The 16,474-nt window shown below is 69.7% G+C and carries 16 protein-coding genes; 6 read left to right on the top strand and 10 right to left on the bottom strand.

Going from position 1 to position 16,474, the window contains the following annotated elements; genetic code table 11:
• Positions 1-17 precede the first annotated feature (17 nt).
• Positions 18-422: a group III truncated hemoglobin gene (locus ACFWZ3_RS10230; RefSeq protein WP_439707633.1), complete on the top strand. Its 405-nt coding sequence runs from the start codon at positions 18-20 to the stop codon at positions 420-422.
• Positions 423-744: 322 nt separating this feature from the next.
• On the opposite strand, the gene tpx is transcribed toward ACFWZ3_RS10230, so the two are convergent.
• The gene (tpx, locus tag ACFWZ3_RS10235) at positions 745-1,245 is read right to left on the bottom strand and encodes a thiol peroxidase (RefSeq protein WP_439707634.1); all 501 of its coding nucleotides are present in this window, start codon (positions 1,243-1,245) and stop codon (positions 745-747) included.
• Between the two features lie 58 nt (positions 1,246-1,303).
• On the opposite strand from tpx, the gene ACFWZ3_RS10240 reads away from it, so the two are divergent.
• Positions 1,304-1,522, top strand: a complete 219-nt coding sequence (locus ACFWZ3_RS10240; RefSeq protein ID WP_439707635.1) for a hypothetical protein — start codon at positions 1,304-1,306, stop codon at positions 1,520-1,522.
• A 574-nt stretch (positions 1,523-2,096) separates the two neighbouring features.
• On the opposite strand, the gene ACFWZ3_RS10245 is transcribed toward ACFWZ3_RS10240, so the two are convergent.
• From ACFWZ3_RS10245 to ACFWZ3_RS10265, 5 genes are all read right to left on the bottom strand, one after another.
• The gene (locus tag ACFWZ3_RS10245) at positions 2,097-2,489 is read right to left on the bottom strand and encodes an endonuclease domain-containing protein (protein ID WP_439707636.1); all 393 of its coding nucleotides are present in this window, start codon (positions 2,487-2,489) and stop codon (positions 2,097-2,099) included.
• A gap of 187 nt (positions 2,490-2,676) precedes the next feature.
• Positions 2,677-3,234, bottom strand: a complete 558-nt coding sequence (locus ACFWZ3_RS10250) for an SCO family protein (RefSeq protein WP_439707637.1) — start codon at positions 3,232-3,234, stop codon at positions 2,677-2,679.
• Between the two features lie 4 nt (positions 3,235-3,238).
• Positions 3,239-4,003 carry a formylglycine-generating enzyme family protein gene (locus ACFWZ3_RS10255; protein WP_439707638.1) on the bottom strand — a complete coding sequence of 255 codons (765 nt, stop codon included), beginning with the start codon at positions 4,001-4,003 and terminating at the stop codon, positions 3,239-3,241.
• 3 nt (positions 4,004-4,006) lie between these two features.
• Complete coding sequence (gene nirK, locus ACFWZ3_RS10260; protein ID WP_439707639.1) at positions 4,007-5,527, bottom strand: copper-containing nitrite reductase; 1,521 nt, start codon at positions 5,525-5,527, stop codon at positions 4,007-4,009.
• Between the two features lie 132 nt (positions 5,528-5,659).
• Positions 5,660-6,913 (bottom strand): NnrS family protein, encoded by a 1,254-nt coding sequence (locus tag ACFWZ3_RS10265; protein ID WP_439707640.1) that lies wholly within the window; start codon positions 6,911-6,913, stop codon positions 5,660-5,662.
• A gap of 169 nt (positions 6,914-7,082) precedes the next feature.
• Between ACFWZ3_RS10265 and ACFWZ3_RS10270 the strand changes: the two genes are divergently transcribed.
• The 4 genes from ACFWZ3_RS10270 (at position 7,083) to ACFWZ3_RS10285 (ending at position 12,433) form a co-directional block, all read left to right on the top strand.
• Positions 7,083-7,844, top strand: a complete 762-nt coding sequence (locus tag ACFWZ3_RS10270) for a glucose 1-dehydrogenase (RefSeq protein ID WP_439707641.1) — start codon at positions 7,083-7,085, stop codon at positions 7,842-7,844.
• A gap of 18 nt (positions 7,845-7,862) precedes the next feature.
• Positions 7,863-8,300 carry a universal stress protein gene (locus ACFWZ3_RS10275; protein ID WP_439707642.1) on the top strand — a complete coding sequence of 146 codons (438 nt, stop codon included), beginning with the start codon at positions 7,863-7,865 and terminating at the stop codon, positions 8,298-8,300.
• Positions 8,301-8,304: 4 nt separating this feature from the next.
• The gene (locus ACFWZ3_RS10280) at positions 8,305-10,833 is read left to right on the top strand and encodes a cation-translocating P-type ATPase (protein WP_439707643.1); all 2,529 of its coding nucleotides are present in this window, start codon (positions 8,305-8,307) and stop codon (positions 10,831-10,833) included.
• A gap of 208 nt (positions 10,834-11,041) precedes the next feature.
• Entirely contained in the window at positions 11,042-12,433 is a 1,392-nt protein-coding gene (locus ACFWZ3_RS10285; RefSeq protein WP_439707644.1) for an MBL fold metallo-hydrolase, read from the top strand.
• Positions 12,434-12,698: 265 nt separating this feature from the next.
• Here the strand turns inward: ACFWZ3_RS10285 and ACFWZ3_RS10290 are convergent, their stop codons facing one another.
• From ACFWZ3_RS10290 to ACFWZ3_RS10305, 4 genes are all read right to left on the bottom strand, one after another.
• Positions 12,699-13,460 (bottom strand): helix-turn-helix domain-containing protein, encoded by a 762-nt coding sequence (locus tag ACFWZ3_RS10290; protein WP_209615402.1) that lies wholly within the window; start codon positions 13,458-13,460, stop codon positions 12,699-12,701.
• A 20-nt stretch (positions 13,461-13,480) separates the two neighbouring features.
• Positions 13,481-14,881, bottom strand: a complete 1,401-nt coding sequence (hemN, locus tag ACFWZ3_RS10295) for an oxygen-independent coproporphyrinogen III oxidase (protein WP_439707645.1) — start codon at positions 14,879-14,881, stop codon at positions 13,481-13,483.
• A 285-nt stretch (positions 14,882-15,166) separates the two neighbouring features.
• Positions 15,167-15,409: a hypothetical protein gene (locus ACFWZ3_RS10300; protein WP_439707646.1), complete on the bottom strand. Its 243-nt coding sequence runs from the start codon at positions 15,407-15,409 to the stop codon at positions 15,167-15,169.
• A 75-nt stretch (positions 15,410-15,484) separates the two neighbouring features.
• Positions 15,485-16,471 carry a fumarylacetoacetate hydrolase family protein gene (locus ACFWZ3_RS10305; protein ID WP_439707647.1) on the bottom strand — a complete coding sequence of 329 codons (987 nt, stop codon included), beginning with the start codon at positions 16,469-16,471 and terminating at the stop codon, positions 15,485-15,487.
• Positions 16,472-16,474: the final 3 nt, after the last annotated feature.

A 16,474-nucleotide genomic window follows, 5' to 3' on the forward strand; every position in this document is an offset into this window, starting at 1 on the left:
GGCCCACCGGCAGAGACATGCGCGATACCACGCTTGACGAATCCGCGATCGCCCGCCTGGTCGACCGCTTCTACGACAAGGTCACCGCCGACGCGGTGATCGGCCCGGTGTTCAACGTCGTCGTGCACGACTGGCCCGAGCACAAGCGCCTGCTCACCCGCTTCTGGTGCTCGGTGGCGCTGGGCGCGGCGAGCTACCGCGGCAACCCGATGGCGATGCACCGCCCGCTGCCGATCCGCGCCGAACACTTCGACCACTGGCTTGCGCTGTGGCGCGCCACCTGCGCCGATGAGCTGGACGAGGCCAGCGCGCAGCAGATGGTCGACTACGCCGAGCGCATCGGCCGCAGCCTGAAATACGGCCTGGGCTTGAACCCCGACGCCCGCGGTATTGGCGTGCCGTTGATTTCCGTCCGCCGCTGATCTGCCAGCAGGCGCGCGCCTGTGCGCTGTCGTGGTTTTCGTTTTTTTCAGGAACGCGGAGCCGCGCGCTCCGCCCTCCCCCATCCGCCTGTCGGCACCTTCCCCCGTAAACGGGGGAAGGCTCACTTGGGGGATTGCCGGGTGAGTTCAGCCATCGCAAGACGCGCGCACCGGATCCTTGCCCGCCTGCGGGGGAAGGTGCCCGATCTGCCGGCGCAGGAGCGCCGGCAGATCGGCAAAGCTGGCCCCTAAAAGGGGCGAGCGCATGGATGGCGCGAGTGAGGGCGGATGGGGATGTCTTGCGAAAAGCTGCCGGGTTCCGTCAGCCCAGTGCCGCGAGCGCCGCGTCGTAGTCCGGCTCGTGCGTGAGCTCATCGACCAGCTGCGCGTGCAGCACGCGGTTGTCCGCATCCAGCACCACCACCGCACGCGCCGCCACCCCGGCCAGCGGCCCGGTGGTGAGCGCCACGCCGTAGTCGACCAGGAACTCCCGCCCGCGCATGGTCGAAAGCGTCACCACCCGCTCCAGCCCCTCCGCGCCGCAGAAGCGCGACTGCGCGAACGGCAGGTCGGCCGAGATGCACAGCACCACCGTGTTGGAAAGCTTCGCGGCCATCTCGTTGAAGCGGCGCACCGAGGTGGCGCACACGCCGGTGTCGATGCTGGGGAAGATGTTGAGCACCTTGCGCTGCCCCGCATAGCTGGACAGCGCCACGTCCGCCAGGCTCTTGCCGACCAGCGTGAACGCCGGCGCCTGCGCGCCCTTGGCCGGGAAGTTCCCGTTGACCTCGACCGGCTCGCCCTTGAACTTCACTTGCGACATGACGCTTTCTCCTAGTGGTGAGACCTACAAGTAGAACATGGTCTTGGCCAGGAACACGATGCCGATCATCAAGGCCAGCACCACGCGGTGGGTATGGCGGAAGCGGCACACGCTCATGCGCCCGCGCGCGCCGGCCCACACGGCGTTGACGAACCCCCAGCACGGCGAACGCCAGCGTCACCTTGAGCAGCAGGAATCCACCGAAGCGCGTGCCGACACAGGCGATGCCGTCGCAGCGGATGTCGAACAGCATGCCGCCGCTCAGGAAAAGCAGTAGCACCACGACCGGCATGAAGCGGCGCACGCGCGCCATCACCGCCTGTTCGATGGTGGCCATCGTCGCGGCGTCGAAGCGCTTGTGCAGGCCTTCCAGCACCAGCACTTCGAACGCGGCCGCGCCGACGAACACGATCGCGCAACTCAGGTGGAGCAGCAGGATCCAGGGATACCAGGTGGCCATGTGCGGCCCTCGCAGAATGTCGGCTGCTCGCAGCTTGCGCCGGCCCGGCGGCCGGGGCCATGACCTGTATCAGTGCGGGTTCGTCGCAAGGCCTCCCCCATCCGCCCTTCGGGCACCTTCCCCCGTGGAACGGGGGAAGGATCCAACTCCACGCCAGGCCGACGCTCCTCGCGGGACCCGCTACCGCGCGGGAAGGATCCAACCACCGCTTAGCGAGACACGCTACCGATCCTTCCTCCGCGCGCGGGGGAAGGTGCCCGAAGGGCGGATGGGGGAAGCCTCGCCGAGCACTTGAAGCATCGCCGAAAGCACCTGCTCCGTACGCTCAAGCACCTCATGTTCCAGGCACATCGACACCGCCACGCATTGCCGACCCTCCTCGAGCGTCACGCTACCGATCCTTCCCCCGCGCGCGGGGGAAGGTGCCCGGAGGGCGGATGGGGGAAGCCTCGCCGAGCACTTGCAGCATCGCCGAAAGCACCTGCCCCATACGCTCAAGCACGTCATGGTTCCAGAACCGAAGCACCTGCAGCTCACGCCCTCGTAGCCAGGCGTCACGCGCCCGGTCGGTGGCCGACTCCAGATGCTGCGAACCGTCCACCTCAACGACCAGTCGTCGCTCGATGCAGATGAAATCCACCACGAACGGCCCCACCGGATGCTGCCGCCGGAACCGGAACCCACCCAATTGCCGCCTGCGCAGGTGGAACCAGAGCCGTTGCTCGGCTTCGGTCATTTCCCGGCGCAGTGCCGCGGCGGTCGAACGCTTTGCATGCTGACGCATGAGCCATCCATGGCGGACCCTATCGTCGCAGTGTGAAGTACTCCACTTGCCCGGACTGTCAGCCGGGCACCCGGCCTGGCCGGGAGAAACCCTGCGCCCTCCGTAAGCCGATCTCTGCGGCCGCTCACTTGCCTCCGCGACCACGGCCAAGGTGCTCACGCGGCGGACGGCGGCTCCTGCCGAAGGGTCAACCGCCGGTGGCCTTGCGCACCGCAGCGACGAACTCGGGATCGGTACGCCCAATGATGTTGGTGCGCGCCACGATGCGTCCCTCCGCATCCAGCAGCAACAACGCGCTGGAGTGGTTGAACTCGCCATCGGGCAGCTTGCGGTATTGCACGCCGAGCAGCGCGGCGAGCGAGCGGGTGTCCTGCGGCGCGGTGCGCGCCAGCGTCCACCAGCGCAGGTCGAGCTTATGCGTGGCGGCGTAGCGGCGCAGCGCGGCGATGTCGTCGCGCTCGGGGTCGAAGCTCACCGCCAGCAGGTGCAGGTGGGCCGGCTCGCCGGCGGCGCGGCGGGTCGCCTTCATCGTGTCGATGATCATCGGGCAGACCATCGTGCAGGAGGTATAGAACATGCTCACGATCTGCGGCGTACCGCGGCCCGCGGCGAACGGCGCGGCATGGCCGTCCTGGTCGGTGAGCGGCACCGACAGCTGATAGAGCGAATCGGAAGGCAGCGGCGAGGCCGCGTGGGCGGTCGCGGCCAGAAGCAGGGCGAACAGGATCAGCAGCAGTCGTTTCACGGGTTCACTCCGGCCGGGCGCAGCGGAAGCCCAGGTTGGCGGTGGTATCGGTGGCCTTAAGCGAAGAGAGCATCGCCACGCGCATCAGCGTGGCGTAGTTCTCTTTCTGCTCCATGGTGATGGCGCCGGCGCCGCAGAACTTGAGCTTGTCGGCGCCATCCTGCTCGCGGCTGTCGGCGCTGGTCATCATGGCGTTGAAGTCCTCCACCCACTCCCACACCAGGCCGTTGAGGTCGCGCACGCCGTGGATGTCCGGCTTGCCGCCGACCGGCGGCAGTGCCTGGCGGGACGGGCGCGCGTACCAGGACAGCACGCGCTCGCGCCACGCCGGGTCGCTGCGTGCGTCGGCACGGGTGGCGTCCGCCGCGGCAGCGTATTCCCACTCGTACCAGGTCGGCAGGCGGGCGTGCTCGCTCTCGCAGTAGGCCTGCGCGGCGAACCAGCTCACCTGCGTCACCGGCTGGCGCGGCAAGGCGTCGGGGCCGAGCTGGTCTGGCGCGGACCACTGGGACAGGTAACGGCCGTCGGCGAACACCGCCGGCACGCGGTCGCGCCGCCACTCCGGGTGGGCTTTGACGAACGCCAGGAACTCGGCATTGGTCACCGGCTCGGTGCGCAGGCGGAAGGGTTCGAGGACGGCCGGCGCCGTCTTGCCGTCGGCCGGCAGCACGCTTTCGAAGCGGCCGCCCGGCAGGGGCTTGTAGTCCACTGCCAGGCTCGGCCCTGCCAGCAGCAGGCCGAGCAGTATCAGGGCAACGCGCCGGCGCATCGCTCAGTGCTCCATCGTCGGCGCCGGGGCCGGCTGGGCGCGGACCTTGGCCACCTCTTCCTTGGTCACCTGCCCGCCCGGGTTACCCCAGCTGTTGAGCACGTAGGTCAGCAGGTTGGCCACTTCGTCGTCGGTGAGCTGGGACATCGGCGGCATCACCGAGTCGTAGTCCTTGCCGTTGACCGTGATCTTGCCGGTCAGGCCATGCAGCGGGATCGAGATCAGGTGGTTTTTGTCCTGCTTGGCCAGGTAGTCGGATTTGGCCAGCGGCGGGAACACCCCCGGCAGGCCTTCACCGTTGGCCTGGTGGCAGACCGAGCAGGTGCCGGTGAACAGCTGCTTGCCGGCGGCGATCTGCTCGTCCTTGCTCAGGGTGCCGGCCGCGTGCGCCTTGGCCGCGACGGTGACGGCCTTGAGGTTGGGTTCGGCGCGATCGCCGAGGTAGACCGAGTCGACCTCCTTGCCCGAGTAGATCGCCTTGTTTTCCGGGCCGTCGACTTTGAGGATCGCCATCGCGCCCTTGTTGAACGCGCGGAAGATCGAATGATCGACCATCACGTAGCTGCCGGGCACGTCGGTGTGGAACTCGACGATCGCCGCGCCGCCGGCGGGGATCAACGTGGTCTGCACGTTCTCCTGCGGATGGGTGCCACCTTCCTGCTGCACGCGGTCGAAGATCTCGCCGATCACGTGGAAACTGGAGACCAGGTTCGGGCCACCGTTGCCGATGAACAGGCGCACCGACTCGCCGACTTTGGCGGTGAGCGCCTTGTCGCCGGTGAGCGCACCTTCGTGGCCGTTGAACAAGACGTAGGTGGGGTTTTCGTCGATGGCCTTGTCCATGTCGAACGGCTGGTGGCCTTTCTCGCGGTACTTGCCGGTGGTGTAGAAGTCGCCCTGCATCACGTAGTACTCGTGGTCGACCTTGGGCAGGCCTTGCGGCGGCTCCACCAGGATCAGCCCGTACATGCCGTTGGCCACGTGCATGCCGACCGGCGCGGTGGCGCAGTGGTAGACGTAGATGCCCTGGTTCAAGGCCTTGAAGGTGAACTGCGACTCATGGCCCGGCGCGGTGAAGCTGGACGCCGCGCCACCACCCGGACCGGTGACGCCGTGCAGATCGATGTTGTGCGGCATCTTGCTGTCGGGCGCGTTCTTCAGGTGGAACTCGACCGTGTCGCCCTGGCGCACACGGATGAAGCTGCCCGGCACGGTGCCGCCGAAGGTCCAGTAGGTGTAGGTGACACCCTCGGAGATCGGCATCTCTTTCTCGATCACTTCCAGCTCGACGATCACCTTGGCCGGGTAGTCGCGGTGGATCGGCGGTGGCACGTTCGGCGGGCTGGTAAGCACCGCGTGGATCGGCTCGCCCTGCGGCGGGCCGAAGTCGGTCGGCGCCGGCAGCGTGGACGCCGTGGTCCGGGCCGTGGCCGGCCCGCTGGTCTCGGCCGAGGGTTTCTCCGAGCAGGCAGCCAGGGCCAGCATGCCTGCAGCCGCGAGCACGAGGGACAGCCTTCGTGACATGGATCTCTCCTGTGTTCCCGGGGACGAGGCTAGGTTCCGGGCCGCTGACGCGCTTGACCTGCGTCAGACCCACTGCCGGAACCGGCCTGCTGCGTCACCCTGCCACAGAACGGTGTCGCCGTGGCGTCAGCCCTAGCCGGGCCTGCCGTCCACGCGCGGGGTCAGGTAGATCCAGGCCGAGCGGATTACCCAGGGCAGGAACGCCACCAGCCAGCCCGCGGCGGCGACCACCAGCCACAGGTAGCTGTCGCGGGCCAGCTCCGCCCACACGCGCAGCAGCACCACACCCTGCAGCAGCACGAAGCAGGCCCATGGCACCGCGCCCATCTGCAGCGGGCGGCCGGAGTGGCCCTGGGTCACGCGCGTGACCATCGCCACCAGCATCGAGCCGAAGTAGCCGATGGTCAGTACGTGCAGCGGCGCCAGGCCAAGGATCGGACCGTGTCCGGCGAACAGGCACAGGCTCTGCACCGCATACAGCACGAATGCGATCGGCAACCAGGCGAAGGCCAGGTGCAACACCGCCAGGATGCCCGGACGCATCGCCTTCCACGGCTGCCAGGCGATCGCATGCCAGCCGAACAGCAGCGCCAGTGGTGCATCCACCAGCCACAGCCAGGCCTGCGCGTGGGCCAGGTCCAGCGCCAGGTGCGCCAGCAGCAACGGCCACATCAGCGGCAGGCTCCAGTCGGGCCGGCGCACGACGTAGCCCTTCACCACGTTGCCGCTGAAGAAGGCGACCATGCGGTGCGCCACCGTGAAGTACACCGGCACCAGCAGCCCGAACGTGCCCAGCTTGATGGCGAAGCGCGCGCAGTGCGCCGGCGCGCCGAACAGGAAGCCAAGGAACGCCGCCAGTCCCAGCACGCCCAGGCCCAACCCCGCCAGGCACGACCAGGCGTGCTGGTTGCGGTGGTCCGAGGCACGCAGCACCCCGGCCAGCGTGGCCACGCCAACCAGGTAGCCGAACAGCATCAGCGCGATGCCGGCGCGCAGCACCCAGGGCATGTCGAGCAGCCCCACGTGCGAAAGCAGGTAGCCGGCAAACACGGAGCCGGCCACCACCACGTACCGCCGTGGCCGTATGGACGGCCGGGCCAGCCATTTGGGAAACGTGGTCAGCAGGAAGCCGAACATGAACATCGGCAGCATGCCGTACTGGGTCAGCATCGCGTGCGCCCAGCCCGGCGGCACCGGCGGCTGTGGCCAGCCATGCCAGCCGAAGCGCATCGAGGCCAGCTCCAGCGCCCACCAGGCCATGCTGGTCAACACCGCCAGCGCGCCGGCCAGAAACAGCGGGCGGTGCGGTGCGGCGGCGAGCAGCGCGGCGATCGGCGGGACGGTGGCGGGTGGGACGGTCTGGCTGGAAGAAGGCGACTCGCGCATGCGTGGCTCGCGGCTGGGAATGCGAGCCATTCTCCGACCGGCCCGCGGTAGGGGCCGTGATCTGAATCAGTCCTGCGTCAATCAGCCCGGCCGGGGGTTGACGCAGGTCAGCATCACCCGCCGGCGCCCGCTCCATGCTCGCCCCACACGGCACGAGGAGGATCCGGTCATGGGCAGGCTCGATGGCAAGACCGCACTGGTCACCGGCGGCGCCGTAGGCATCGGCGCGGCCTGCGCGCGGCGCATGGTGGAAGCGGGCGCGAGGGTGGCGATCGTGGACGTGCACGACGAGGCGGGACAACGGCTGGCCGGCGAACTGGGCGACCATGCTCGCTACCTGCACGCGGATGTGTCGGCCGAGACGGAGGTCGCCGCGGCCGTCGCCGCCACGGTGGCCGCGTTCGGCGGCCTGAACGTGCTGGTCAACAACGCCGGCATCGCCGGTCCGAACAAGCCCACGCACGAGCTGACCGAGGCCGAGTGGGACCGCGTGCAGGCAGTCAACGTCAAGGGTGTGTTCTTCGGCACCAAGCACGCGATCGCGCCGATGCGCGCGGCTGGCGGCGGCAGCATCATCAACCTGTCCTCGATCTACGGCCTGGTCGGCGCGCCCGACGTGCCGCCCTACCACGCCTCCAAGGGTGCGGTCCGGCTGATGAGCAAGACCGACGCGCTGCTCTACGCCGCCGACCGCATCCGCGTGAACTCGATCCACCCGGGCTTCATCTGGACACCCATGGTCGAGCAGCACATCGGCTCGATGGGTGGCGACGCGCAGCAGCACCGGCGCGACACCGCCGCGCTGCACCCGCTGGGCCACCTGGGCGAGCCGGACGACATCGCCTGGGGCGTGGTCTACCTGGCCTCGGACGAATCCCGCTTCGTCACCGGCAGCGAGCTGGTGATCGACGGCGGCTACACCTGTCGCTGACCCCCTCTGGAGCGCCTCATGTACAAGCACATCCTGCTACCTGTCGACGGCTCGGACCTTTCGCTGCGCGCCGCCGATGCCGGCATCGCGCTGGCGCGCCAGCTCGGCGCGCGCGTGCACGCGGTGCATGTGGTGGTACCGCTGCCGGCGGTCCCGTTCCTCAACGAAATCATCGCCACCAGCGACGCCGAGTACGCCGACAGCGCCGAGGAAGCGGGCGCGCGCTACCTGGCGGCCGTGCGCGAGCACGCCGATGCTGCCGGTGTCGCCTGCCAGTGCAGCCTGGAGACCAACCCGCGCCCGCACCGAGCCATCCTCGAGGTGGCTCGCCGCGAAGGTTGCGACCTGATCGTGATGGGCAGCCACGGCTGGCGCGGGCTGGACCGGCTGTTGCTGGGCAGCCAGGCGCAGCGGGTGATTCTCGAATCGGACGTGCCCGTGCTGGTCCACCGCTAGCGACATGGTTACCACTGAGCGCGCGCCGTCCGCCGCCCGCGAAGGCCTGGACGCTGCCGAAGCGGCACGCCGCCTGGCCGCGCACGGTCCCAACCTGCTGCCTGGCAGCACGCGCAAGAGCTTCGGCGCGATCGTGCTGGGCGTGCTGTCCGAGCCGATGTTCCTGATGCTGCTGTGCGCCGGCGGCCTGTACCTGGCGCTGGGCGATCGCGCCGAAGCGGCGTTCCTGCTCTCGGCCGTGTTCGTGGTGATCGGCATCACCCTGCTGCAGGAGCGCAAGACCCAGCGCGCGCTCGAGTCGTTGCGCGAGCTTTCCGCCCCGCGCGCACTGGTGATCCGCGGCGGCAAGGAGCTGCGCGTGGCCGGCGCCGAAGTGGTCCCGGGCGACCTGCTGGTGCTGCGCGAAGGCGATCGCATCGCCGCCGACGCGACGCTGCTGGAAGGCCGCCTCGAAGTGGACGAGTCGCTGTTGACCGGCGAATCGGTCCCGGTGGCGCGCGAACCCGGGGGCGAGGCTGCCGTGCATGCCAGCACGGTGGTGACCCGCGGGCTGGGCCTCGCCAGCGTCAACGCGACCGGCGGCGCGACGGCAGTCGGCCGCATTGGCGAGGCCCTGGCGCAGACGCACGAAGCGCCCAGCGGCCTGCAGCGCGCCTCGCGCCGGCTGATCCGCCATCTCGCCATCGGCGGCCTGGCGCTGGCCGCGCTGTACGCGCTGCTGTCCTGGCTGTGGGACGACCGCGGCCCGCTGGAAAGCATGCTCGGCGGTATCGCGCTGGCGATGGCAATCCTGCCGGAGGAAATCCCGGTCATCCTCACGGTATTCCTCGCGCTGGGCGCCTGGCGCATCTCGCGGCGCAAGGTGCTCACCCGGCGCGTGCCGGCGGTGGAGGCGCTGGGCGCCATCTCGGTGCTGGCGGTGGACAAGACCGGTACGCTCACGCAGAACCGCATGCAGGTGGCCGAACTGGCGGTCGACGGACAACACTTCGTGGACGCCGGCGCGACCGGGCTGGCCGAGACGTTCCACCGGCTGTTCGAGTTCGCCATGCTGGCCACGCCCAGCGATCCGTTCGACCCGATGGAGGAGGCCATCCAGCGCTTCGGCCTGCACTGGCTGGTGCACACCGAGCACGTGCACGCGGACTGGTCGGCCGAAACCGAATACGCGCTCTCGCCGCAGATCCTCGCGATGACGCGGGTGTTTCCCTGCGACACCTGCACGCACCACCTGCTGGCCACCAAGGGCGCCCCCGAGGCGGTGATCGACCTGTGCCACCTCCCCGCCGGGCGTGCCGCGTCGATCCTCGCCGAGGTCGAGGCCATGGCCGCGCGCGGCCTGCGCGTGCTGGCCGTGGCGCGCGGGCAGTGGACCGGCGAGGCCTGGCCGCCCAGCCAGCACGATTTCGACTTCGAATTCCTCGGTCTGGTCGGCTTCGCCGATCCGCCGCGGCCGGAAGTGCCGGCCGCGATCGCCGAGTGCCGCGCGGCCGGCGTGCGCATCCTGATGATGACCGGCGACCACCCGGCCACCGCGCGCGCGATCGCTCGCCAGGTCGGCCTGGGCGAGCGCACCGACGTGCTCACCGGCGCCGACCTGGCGGCGCTGGACGACGCCGCATTGCGCGAGCGCCTGCACCACGTCGACCTGTGCGCCCGGCTCAAGCCCGAGCAGAAGCTGCGCCTGGTGCAGTTGCTGCGCGCGGACGGCGCAGTGGTGGCGATGACCGGCGACGGCGTCAACGATGCGCCGGCGCTCAAAGCCGCCGACGTCGGCATCGCGATGGGCGAACGCGGCACTGACGTGGCGCGCGAGGCGGCCGCGCTGGTGCTGCTGGACGACAGCTTCGCCAGCATCGTGGCGGCCATCCGCCAGGGCCGGCGCATCTACGACAACATCGCCAAGGCGACCGGCTTCGTGTTCGCCGTGCACATGCCGATCATCGCGCTGGCGCTGGTACCGACCCTGCTGCACTGGCCGGTGCTGCTGATGCCGGTGCACATCGTGCTGCTGGAACTGTTGATCGACCCGGCCTGCTCGATCGTGTTCGAGGCCGAGCCGGAAGCCGGCGACGTGATGACGCGTCCCCCGCGTGCGGCGGGCGAATCACCGTTCGCTGCCGGCCGGCTGGCCCGCGCGGTGGTGCAGGGACTGGGCGTGGCGGCCGTGCTGCTGCCCGGCTTCGGCCTCATGCTGCACTACGGCGTGGACGCTGCCCACGCACGCGGCGTGGTGTTCGCGGCGTTGCTGGGCGGGTTGTTCCTGCTGATCCTGGCCAACCGCCATCCGACCCGCGCGGTGTTGGCGCGGCCGGCGCGGGGCAATCGCTGGATCGTCCGCATGGCCGGCGCGCTTGCGCTGATGCTGGCGGCCGCCTTCGGCGTGCCGTTCCTGCGCACCGTGATGGACATCGCCCTGCCCGGCCCGGCCGCCCTCGGCGCGCTGCTGGCGATGCTCGGCGGGATTCTCGCCTGGCTGGAGGCGTTGCGCGGAATGTCGCGCACGACTTCGCAAGTGAGACATCCCCTGTAGGAGCACACCCTGTGCGCGACCGCGGGGCTGGCCGCACCGGCGGTCGCGCACGGGGTGCGCTCCTGCAAGTAGCTCGAATCCGCGGTTCGCAGCGGGCAGCTGCCGACTTTCTCGTGCCGGGAGACAAGTGGCGAGCGCCTCCTTGACGGCGGTCAAGCGCGCCCGCGCGCACCGTGCGAGAGTTCCCCCAACGCCACGGAGCGATGCGATGCTCGTCTACAGCTGCCACGGTGCCGCCAAACAGGTCACCGGTTCGTGCCACCTGGTCGAATGCAATGGCCGCCGGGTGCTGGTCGATTGCGGCATGTTCCAGGGCGACCGCGCCACCGAACAGGCCAACGCCGAGCCGTTCGGCTTCGAGCCGGCCACGATCGACGCACTGCTGCTGACCCACGCGCACCTGGACCATTGCGGGCGCATCCCGCGGCTGGTGCGGCAGGGTTTCCGCGGACGCATCCTGGCCACCTCGGCCACCCGCGAGCTGGCGCGGCTGGTGCTGCTGGACGCCGCCGGGCTGCAGGAAGAGGACGCCCGTCGCGCGGCACGCAGCGACCGCCGCGGCGAGGAGGCAGCCGAACCGCTGTATACGCTCGACGATGCGCTGCATGCGATCGACTTCTTCGAACCGGGGCTGGGCTACGGGCACGACATCGAAGTCGCGCCCGGCATCCGCGCGCGCTTCCTCGACGCCGGGCACATCCTCGGTTCGGCGCAGGTGCTGTTGACGCTCGGCGACGGCACCGGGCAGCGCACGATGCTTTTCTCGGGCGACCTGGGCAACCCCGGCCGTCCGCTGCTGCGCGATCCGGTGCCCGCGCCGCCGGCCGACTACGTGGCGATGGAATGCACCTATGGCGACCGTCCGCACCGCTCGGTGCCCGACTCGGTGGCCGAGCTCTACCAGGCCATCCGCGAGACGGTCGGGCGGCGGGGCAACGTGGTGATTCCCACCTTCGCGCTGGAGCGCACGCAGGAGATTCTTTACTACCTGCACCTGGGCCTGCGCGACGGCCACGTGCCGCCGCACGTGCGGGTGTTCCTCGATTCGCCGATGGCGATTTCTGCCACCGAGATCTACCGGCGCCACCCTGAATGCTTCGATGCGCAATTCCTGGGCGTGCTGCAGCACGGCGACCCGTTCGCCATGCCCGGCCTGCATTTCACCCGCAGCACGCAGGAGTCGATGGCGATCAACGCGATCGACGGCGGCGCCATCATCCTGGCCGGCTCGGGCATGTGCACCGGCGGGCGCGTGCGCCACCACCTGAAGCACAACCTCTGGCGCGAGCGCAGCAGCGCGGTGTTCGTCGGCTATGCCGCGCAGGGCACGCTGGCCCGGCGGATCATCGACGGCGCCGCCAGCGTGCGCGTGTTCAACCAGGACATCCCGGTACGCGCGCAGGTGTGGACGATCAACGGTTTCTCCGCCCATGCCGGCCGTCCCGACCTGCTGGACTGGCTGGGGGACTCGCCGCGGCGGCGGGTGTTCCTGGTGCACGGCGAGTACGACCGCGGCATGCAGGGCATGGGCGAAGCGCTGACGGGGCTGGGCGTGGATTGGCAGATGCCGGGGATGGGCGAGCCGATACGGCTGGAATGAGGCGGGGTTTCCCGCAGGCGTCCCCAATCCGCCCTTCGGGCACCTTCCCCCGTGGAACGGGGGAAGGATCCAGATGCCGCCTACCGCCATCCCCGGATAGCAGCTACCGAGCCTTCCCCCGCGCGCAGGGGAAGGTGCCCAAAGGGCGGATGGGGGACGCCTTGCGGGGAAGCTCACTCCTACGGCGCTAAAAAAAAGTCCCGGCTTCGCAGACATCGCGCCCGCGAGCCGCAGCACCGCCGGCAACCGGCCGGCCGCGGTGGGTTCAGTCCGGCAGCAGGCTGCGGCCGATGTGGTGCAGGCCGGCCGGATCCAGGATCAGCAGCTGGCGCCCTTCCACCTGGATCAGGTTCTGCGCGCGGAAGCGGCTCAGCACGCGGCTGACCGTCTCGGCGGCCAGGCGCAGGTAGTTGGCGATGTCGCCGCGCGACATGCTGAGCTGGAACTGCGTGCCGGAGAAACCGCGCGCCGCGTAACGCTGGCCCAGGTCGGTGAGGAACGCGGCCATGCGCTCGTCGGCGCTGTGGTCGCCGGCCAGCAGGCTGGCCGAGCCCAGCTCCTTGCTGAGCAGGCGGAACAGGTGGCTCTGCACCGCCGGCATGCGTGCGGCCAGCGCGCTCATCGCCGGGAAGGAGAAGCGGCAGAAGTAGGAGGTTTCCAGCGCGATCGCATCGCACGGGAAGTGCTCCGGGTAGATCGCATTCAGGCCGATCACTTCGCCGGGCAGGTAGAACCCGAGCACCTGCTCGCGGCCTTCCTTGTCCACCATGCTGGTCTTCACCGTGCCCGAGCGCACCGCGAAGATCGCGCGGAACGGGTTGCCGGTGCGGAACACGTACTCGCCCGCGCGGAACGGGCCGACGTGCTCGACCAGGCAATGCAGCTCGCGCAGTTCCAGCTTGCCGTAGCCCACCGCCTGGCAGGCGCCGGCGAACGCGCAGGTGCGGCAGAAGTGGGCCTCGTCGCCGTCGTCGGCGATCGGGCTGGGCGGTTCGGGCAGGCGGCCCGCCTGGTTTTCCAAACGCATCAGCAACGCCTTGTGGCCGGTCAGATCGTGCGCGAGAAGCGGCGCGGCGCTTCGTCGGCATGCAGGTAGGCATCGAAACACATCGCGATGCTACGCAGCAACAGCCGTCCTCGCTCGGTCACCCGGATCATGCGCCCTTCCAGCGTCACCAGGCCGTCGTCGGCCAGCACGCGCAGGCGTGCCAGCTCGGCGGCGAAATATTCGTCGAACAGCAGCCGGTGGCGGGCGCCGAACAGGCGGGTGTCGACCTCGCCGTGGCACATCAGCTCGCCGATCAGCGCGCGGCGGATGATGTCGTCCTCGTCCAGTTGCAGTCCGCGCGCGATCGGCAGGCGGCCGGCGTCCAGCGCGGCGTAATAACCGGTGAGGTCGCGCGCGTTCTGGCTGTAGGTGTCGCCCACGCGACCGATCGCGCTCACGCCGAGGCCCACGATGTCGCAGTCGCCATGGGTGGAGTAGCCCTGGAAGTTGCGCTGCAGGCTGCCCTCGCGCTGGGCGCGCGCCAGTTCGTCGTCGTAGCGGGCGAAGTGGTCCATGCCGACATAGACGTAGCCGGCGGCGGAAAGCCGTTCCAGCGCGCGGCCGAACAGCGCCAGGCGGGTGGCCGGATCGGGCAGGTCCTGGGCGTGGATGTGCTTCTGCGCCTTGAACAGGTCCGGCAGGTGGGCGTAGCCGTAGACCGCCACGCGGTCGGGCTCGAGCGCGATCACTTCGGTGAGCGTGCGGTCGAAGCCTTCCAGGTTCTGTTTCGGCAGGCCGTAGATCAGGTCGACGCTAGCCGAGACGAAGCCCGACGCACGGCCGACCTCGATGACCTCGCGCGTCTCTTCCACGCTCTGGATGCGGTTGACCGCCTGCTGCACGGCCGGGTCGAAGTCCTGGATCCCCACGGACAGGCGGTTGAAGCCCATCTCACCCAGGCCCCGCATGTAGTCGCCGTCGGCGAAACGTGGGTCGATCTCGATGCCGAACTCGCGCGAGCGCTCGCTGCTGAAACTAAAGTGGCGCGCCATCGATTCCATCAGCTCGCGCATGCGAGGCAGGTCGAGGAAGTTGGGCGTGCCGCCGCCGAAGTGCAGCTGGCGCACCGGGCGGTCGCGGTCGAACAGCGGCGCGGTCAGCTCGATCTCGCGGTACAGCCGTTCGAGGTAGCGGTCGGCCTTGGCGATCTCGCGGGTGATCACGCGGTTGCAGCCGCAGTAGAAGCACGGGCTCATGCAGAAGGGCACGTGCACGTACAGCGACAGCGGGCGCGGGATCGGTTCCTCGTTGGACTGGCGGATCGCCTCGCGCAACGCCGCCTCGCCGAAGCGCGTGTGGAACTGCGGCGCGGTCGGGTAGCTGGTGTAGCGGGGGCCGGCGGTGTCGTAGCGGGCGATCAGCGCCGGATCGAAGGCAGGAGCGGCAATGGCGTGGTTCATGGGGCCAGTGTGCCGGCGCGGCGCAGCAGGCTCTTGATCCGGGTCAAGGCACGCGCGCGGCGGGTGGGACAGAAGGTCGCGGGCGGCTGATCGGCAAGGCCTCCCCCATCCGCCTGTCGGCACCTTCCCCGTGGGACAGGGGAAGGCTCGTTCTGGAGCATGGCGGCGACGCGTCCATCCAGTGGAAGGAAAGGCTCGTTCTGCAGCAGCCGGCGGGCAACGATCCTTTCCCCGCTTGCGGGGAAAGGTGCCCGAAGGGCGGATGGGGGAAGCCTTGCGGAGCGCCTACCCCTGCGGCGCACCCTGCAGGTAGGTGCGTGCAGCCACTAGGTCACGCGCACTGAGCGCATTCCGACCAAGCGATGCCACCCTCCCACCGCCATGGCAGGAGGCGCAAAGGTTGTTCGGCAGGTTTGCCGCGCGGGCGGCCGGCGCATGGCCGGTGGCGTGCGCCGAGGCGGCGTGTACCGCCAAGCCGAGCAGCGGCGCGGCCATGGCAGCGGCAAGGGCAGGCAATGGGTGCGGCATCGTCAGGCTCCTTCTGTGAACGGGCGGCCCGCAGGCCAGGACCGCCCAGGCGCCTGTGCGCCAGGGCGGCACCGATCATGCCTTCAGCGGCGTGATGGTTTGTTCGATGGCACCGAAGATCGAGGCGCCCTGTGCGTCGGTGATCTCGATGCGCAGGGAATCGCCGAACTTCATGAAGGGCGTGCTCGGCTTGCCGTCGCGCAAGGTTTCCACCGTGCGCTGCTCGGCCAGGCAGGAGGCGCCCTTGCCGGTGTCCTCGTTGGCGATGGTGCCCGAGCCGACGATGGTGCCGGCGGTCAGCGGGCGGGTCCTGGCCACGTGCGCGACCAGCTGTGCGAAGCTGAACTGCATGTCCACCCCGCACTCGGCCTCGCCGAACCACTGGCCGTTGAGCCACGTGCGCATGGGCAGGTGCAGCTTGTCGTCCTTCCACGCGTCGCCCAGTTCGTCGGGCGTGACCAGCACCGGCGAGAGCGCCGAGCGCGGCTTGCTCTGCAGGAAGCCGAAGCCCTTGGCCAGCTCGCCGGGAATCAGCCCGCGCAGCGACACGTCGTTGATCAGGCCGACCAGCTGGATGTGTTCGGAGGCCTGGGCGGGCGTGGCGCTCATCGGCACGTCGTCGGTGACCACGATCACCTCCGCTTCCAGGTCGATGCCGAAGTCCTCGCTCGGCACCACGACCGGGTCGCGCGGGCCGAGGAAGCCGGCGCTGGTGGCCTGGTACATCAGCGGGTCGGTGTAGAAGCTTGCCGGCACCTCGGCGCCGCGCGCGCGGCGCACGCGCTCGACGTGCGGCAGGTAGGCCGAGCCATCGACGAACTCGTAGGCGCGCGGCAGCGGCGCGGCCAGGTCGGCCATGTCCAACGCGAACGCACCGACGACCTGGCCGGCGTTCAACGACTCCGACAGCGCGTTCAGCCGAGGCGCCGCGTTCGACCAGTCGTCCAGCGCCGCCTGCAGCGTCGGCGCGATGTGGATGGCGGTCACCGCCTGCGTGAGATCACGGCTGACCACGATCAACGTGCCGTCGCGGCCGCCTTCCTTGAGACTTGCCAGTTTCATGAG

The sequence above is a fragment of the Frateuria sp. GZRR35 genome (genome assembly GCF_051900415.1).
Classification (GTDB): Bacteria; Pseudomonadota; Gammaproteobacteria; order Xanthomonadales; family Rhodanobacteraceae; genus Frateuria_A.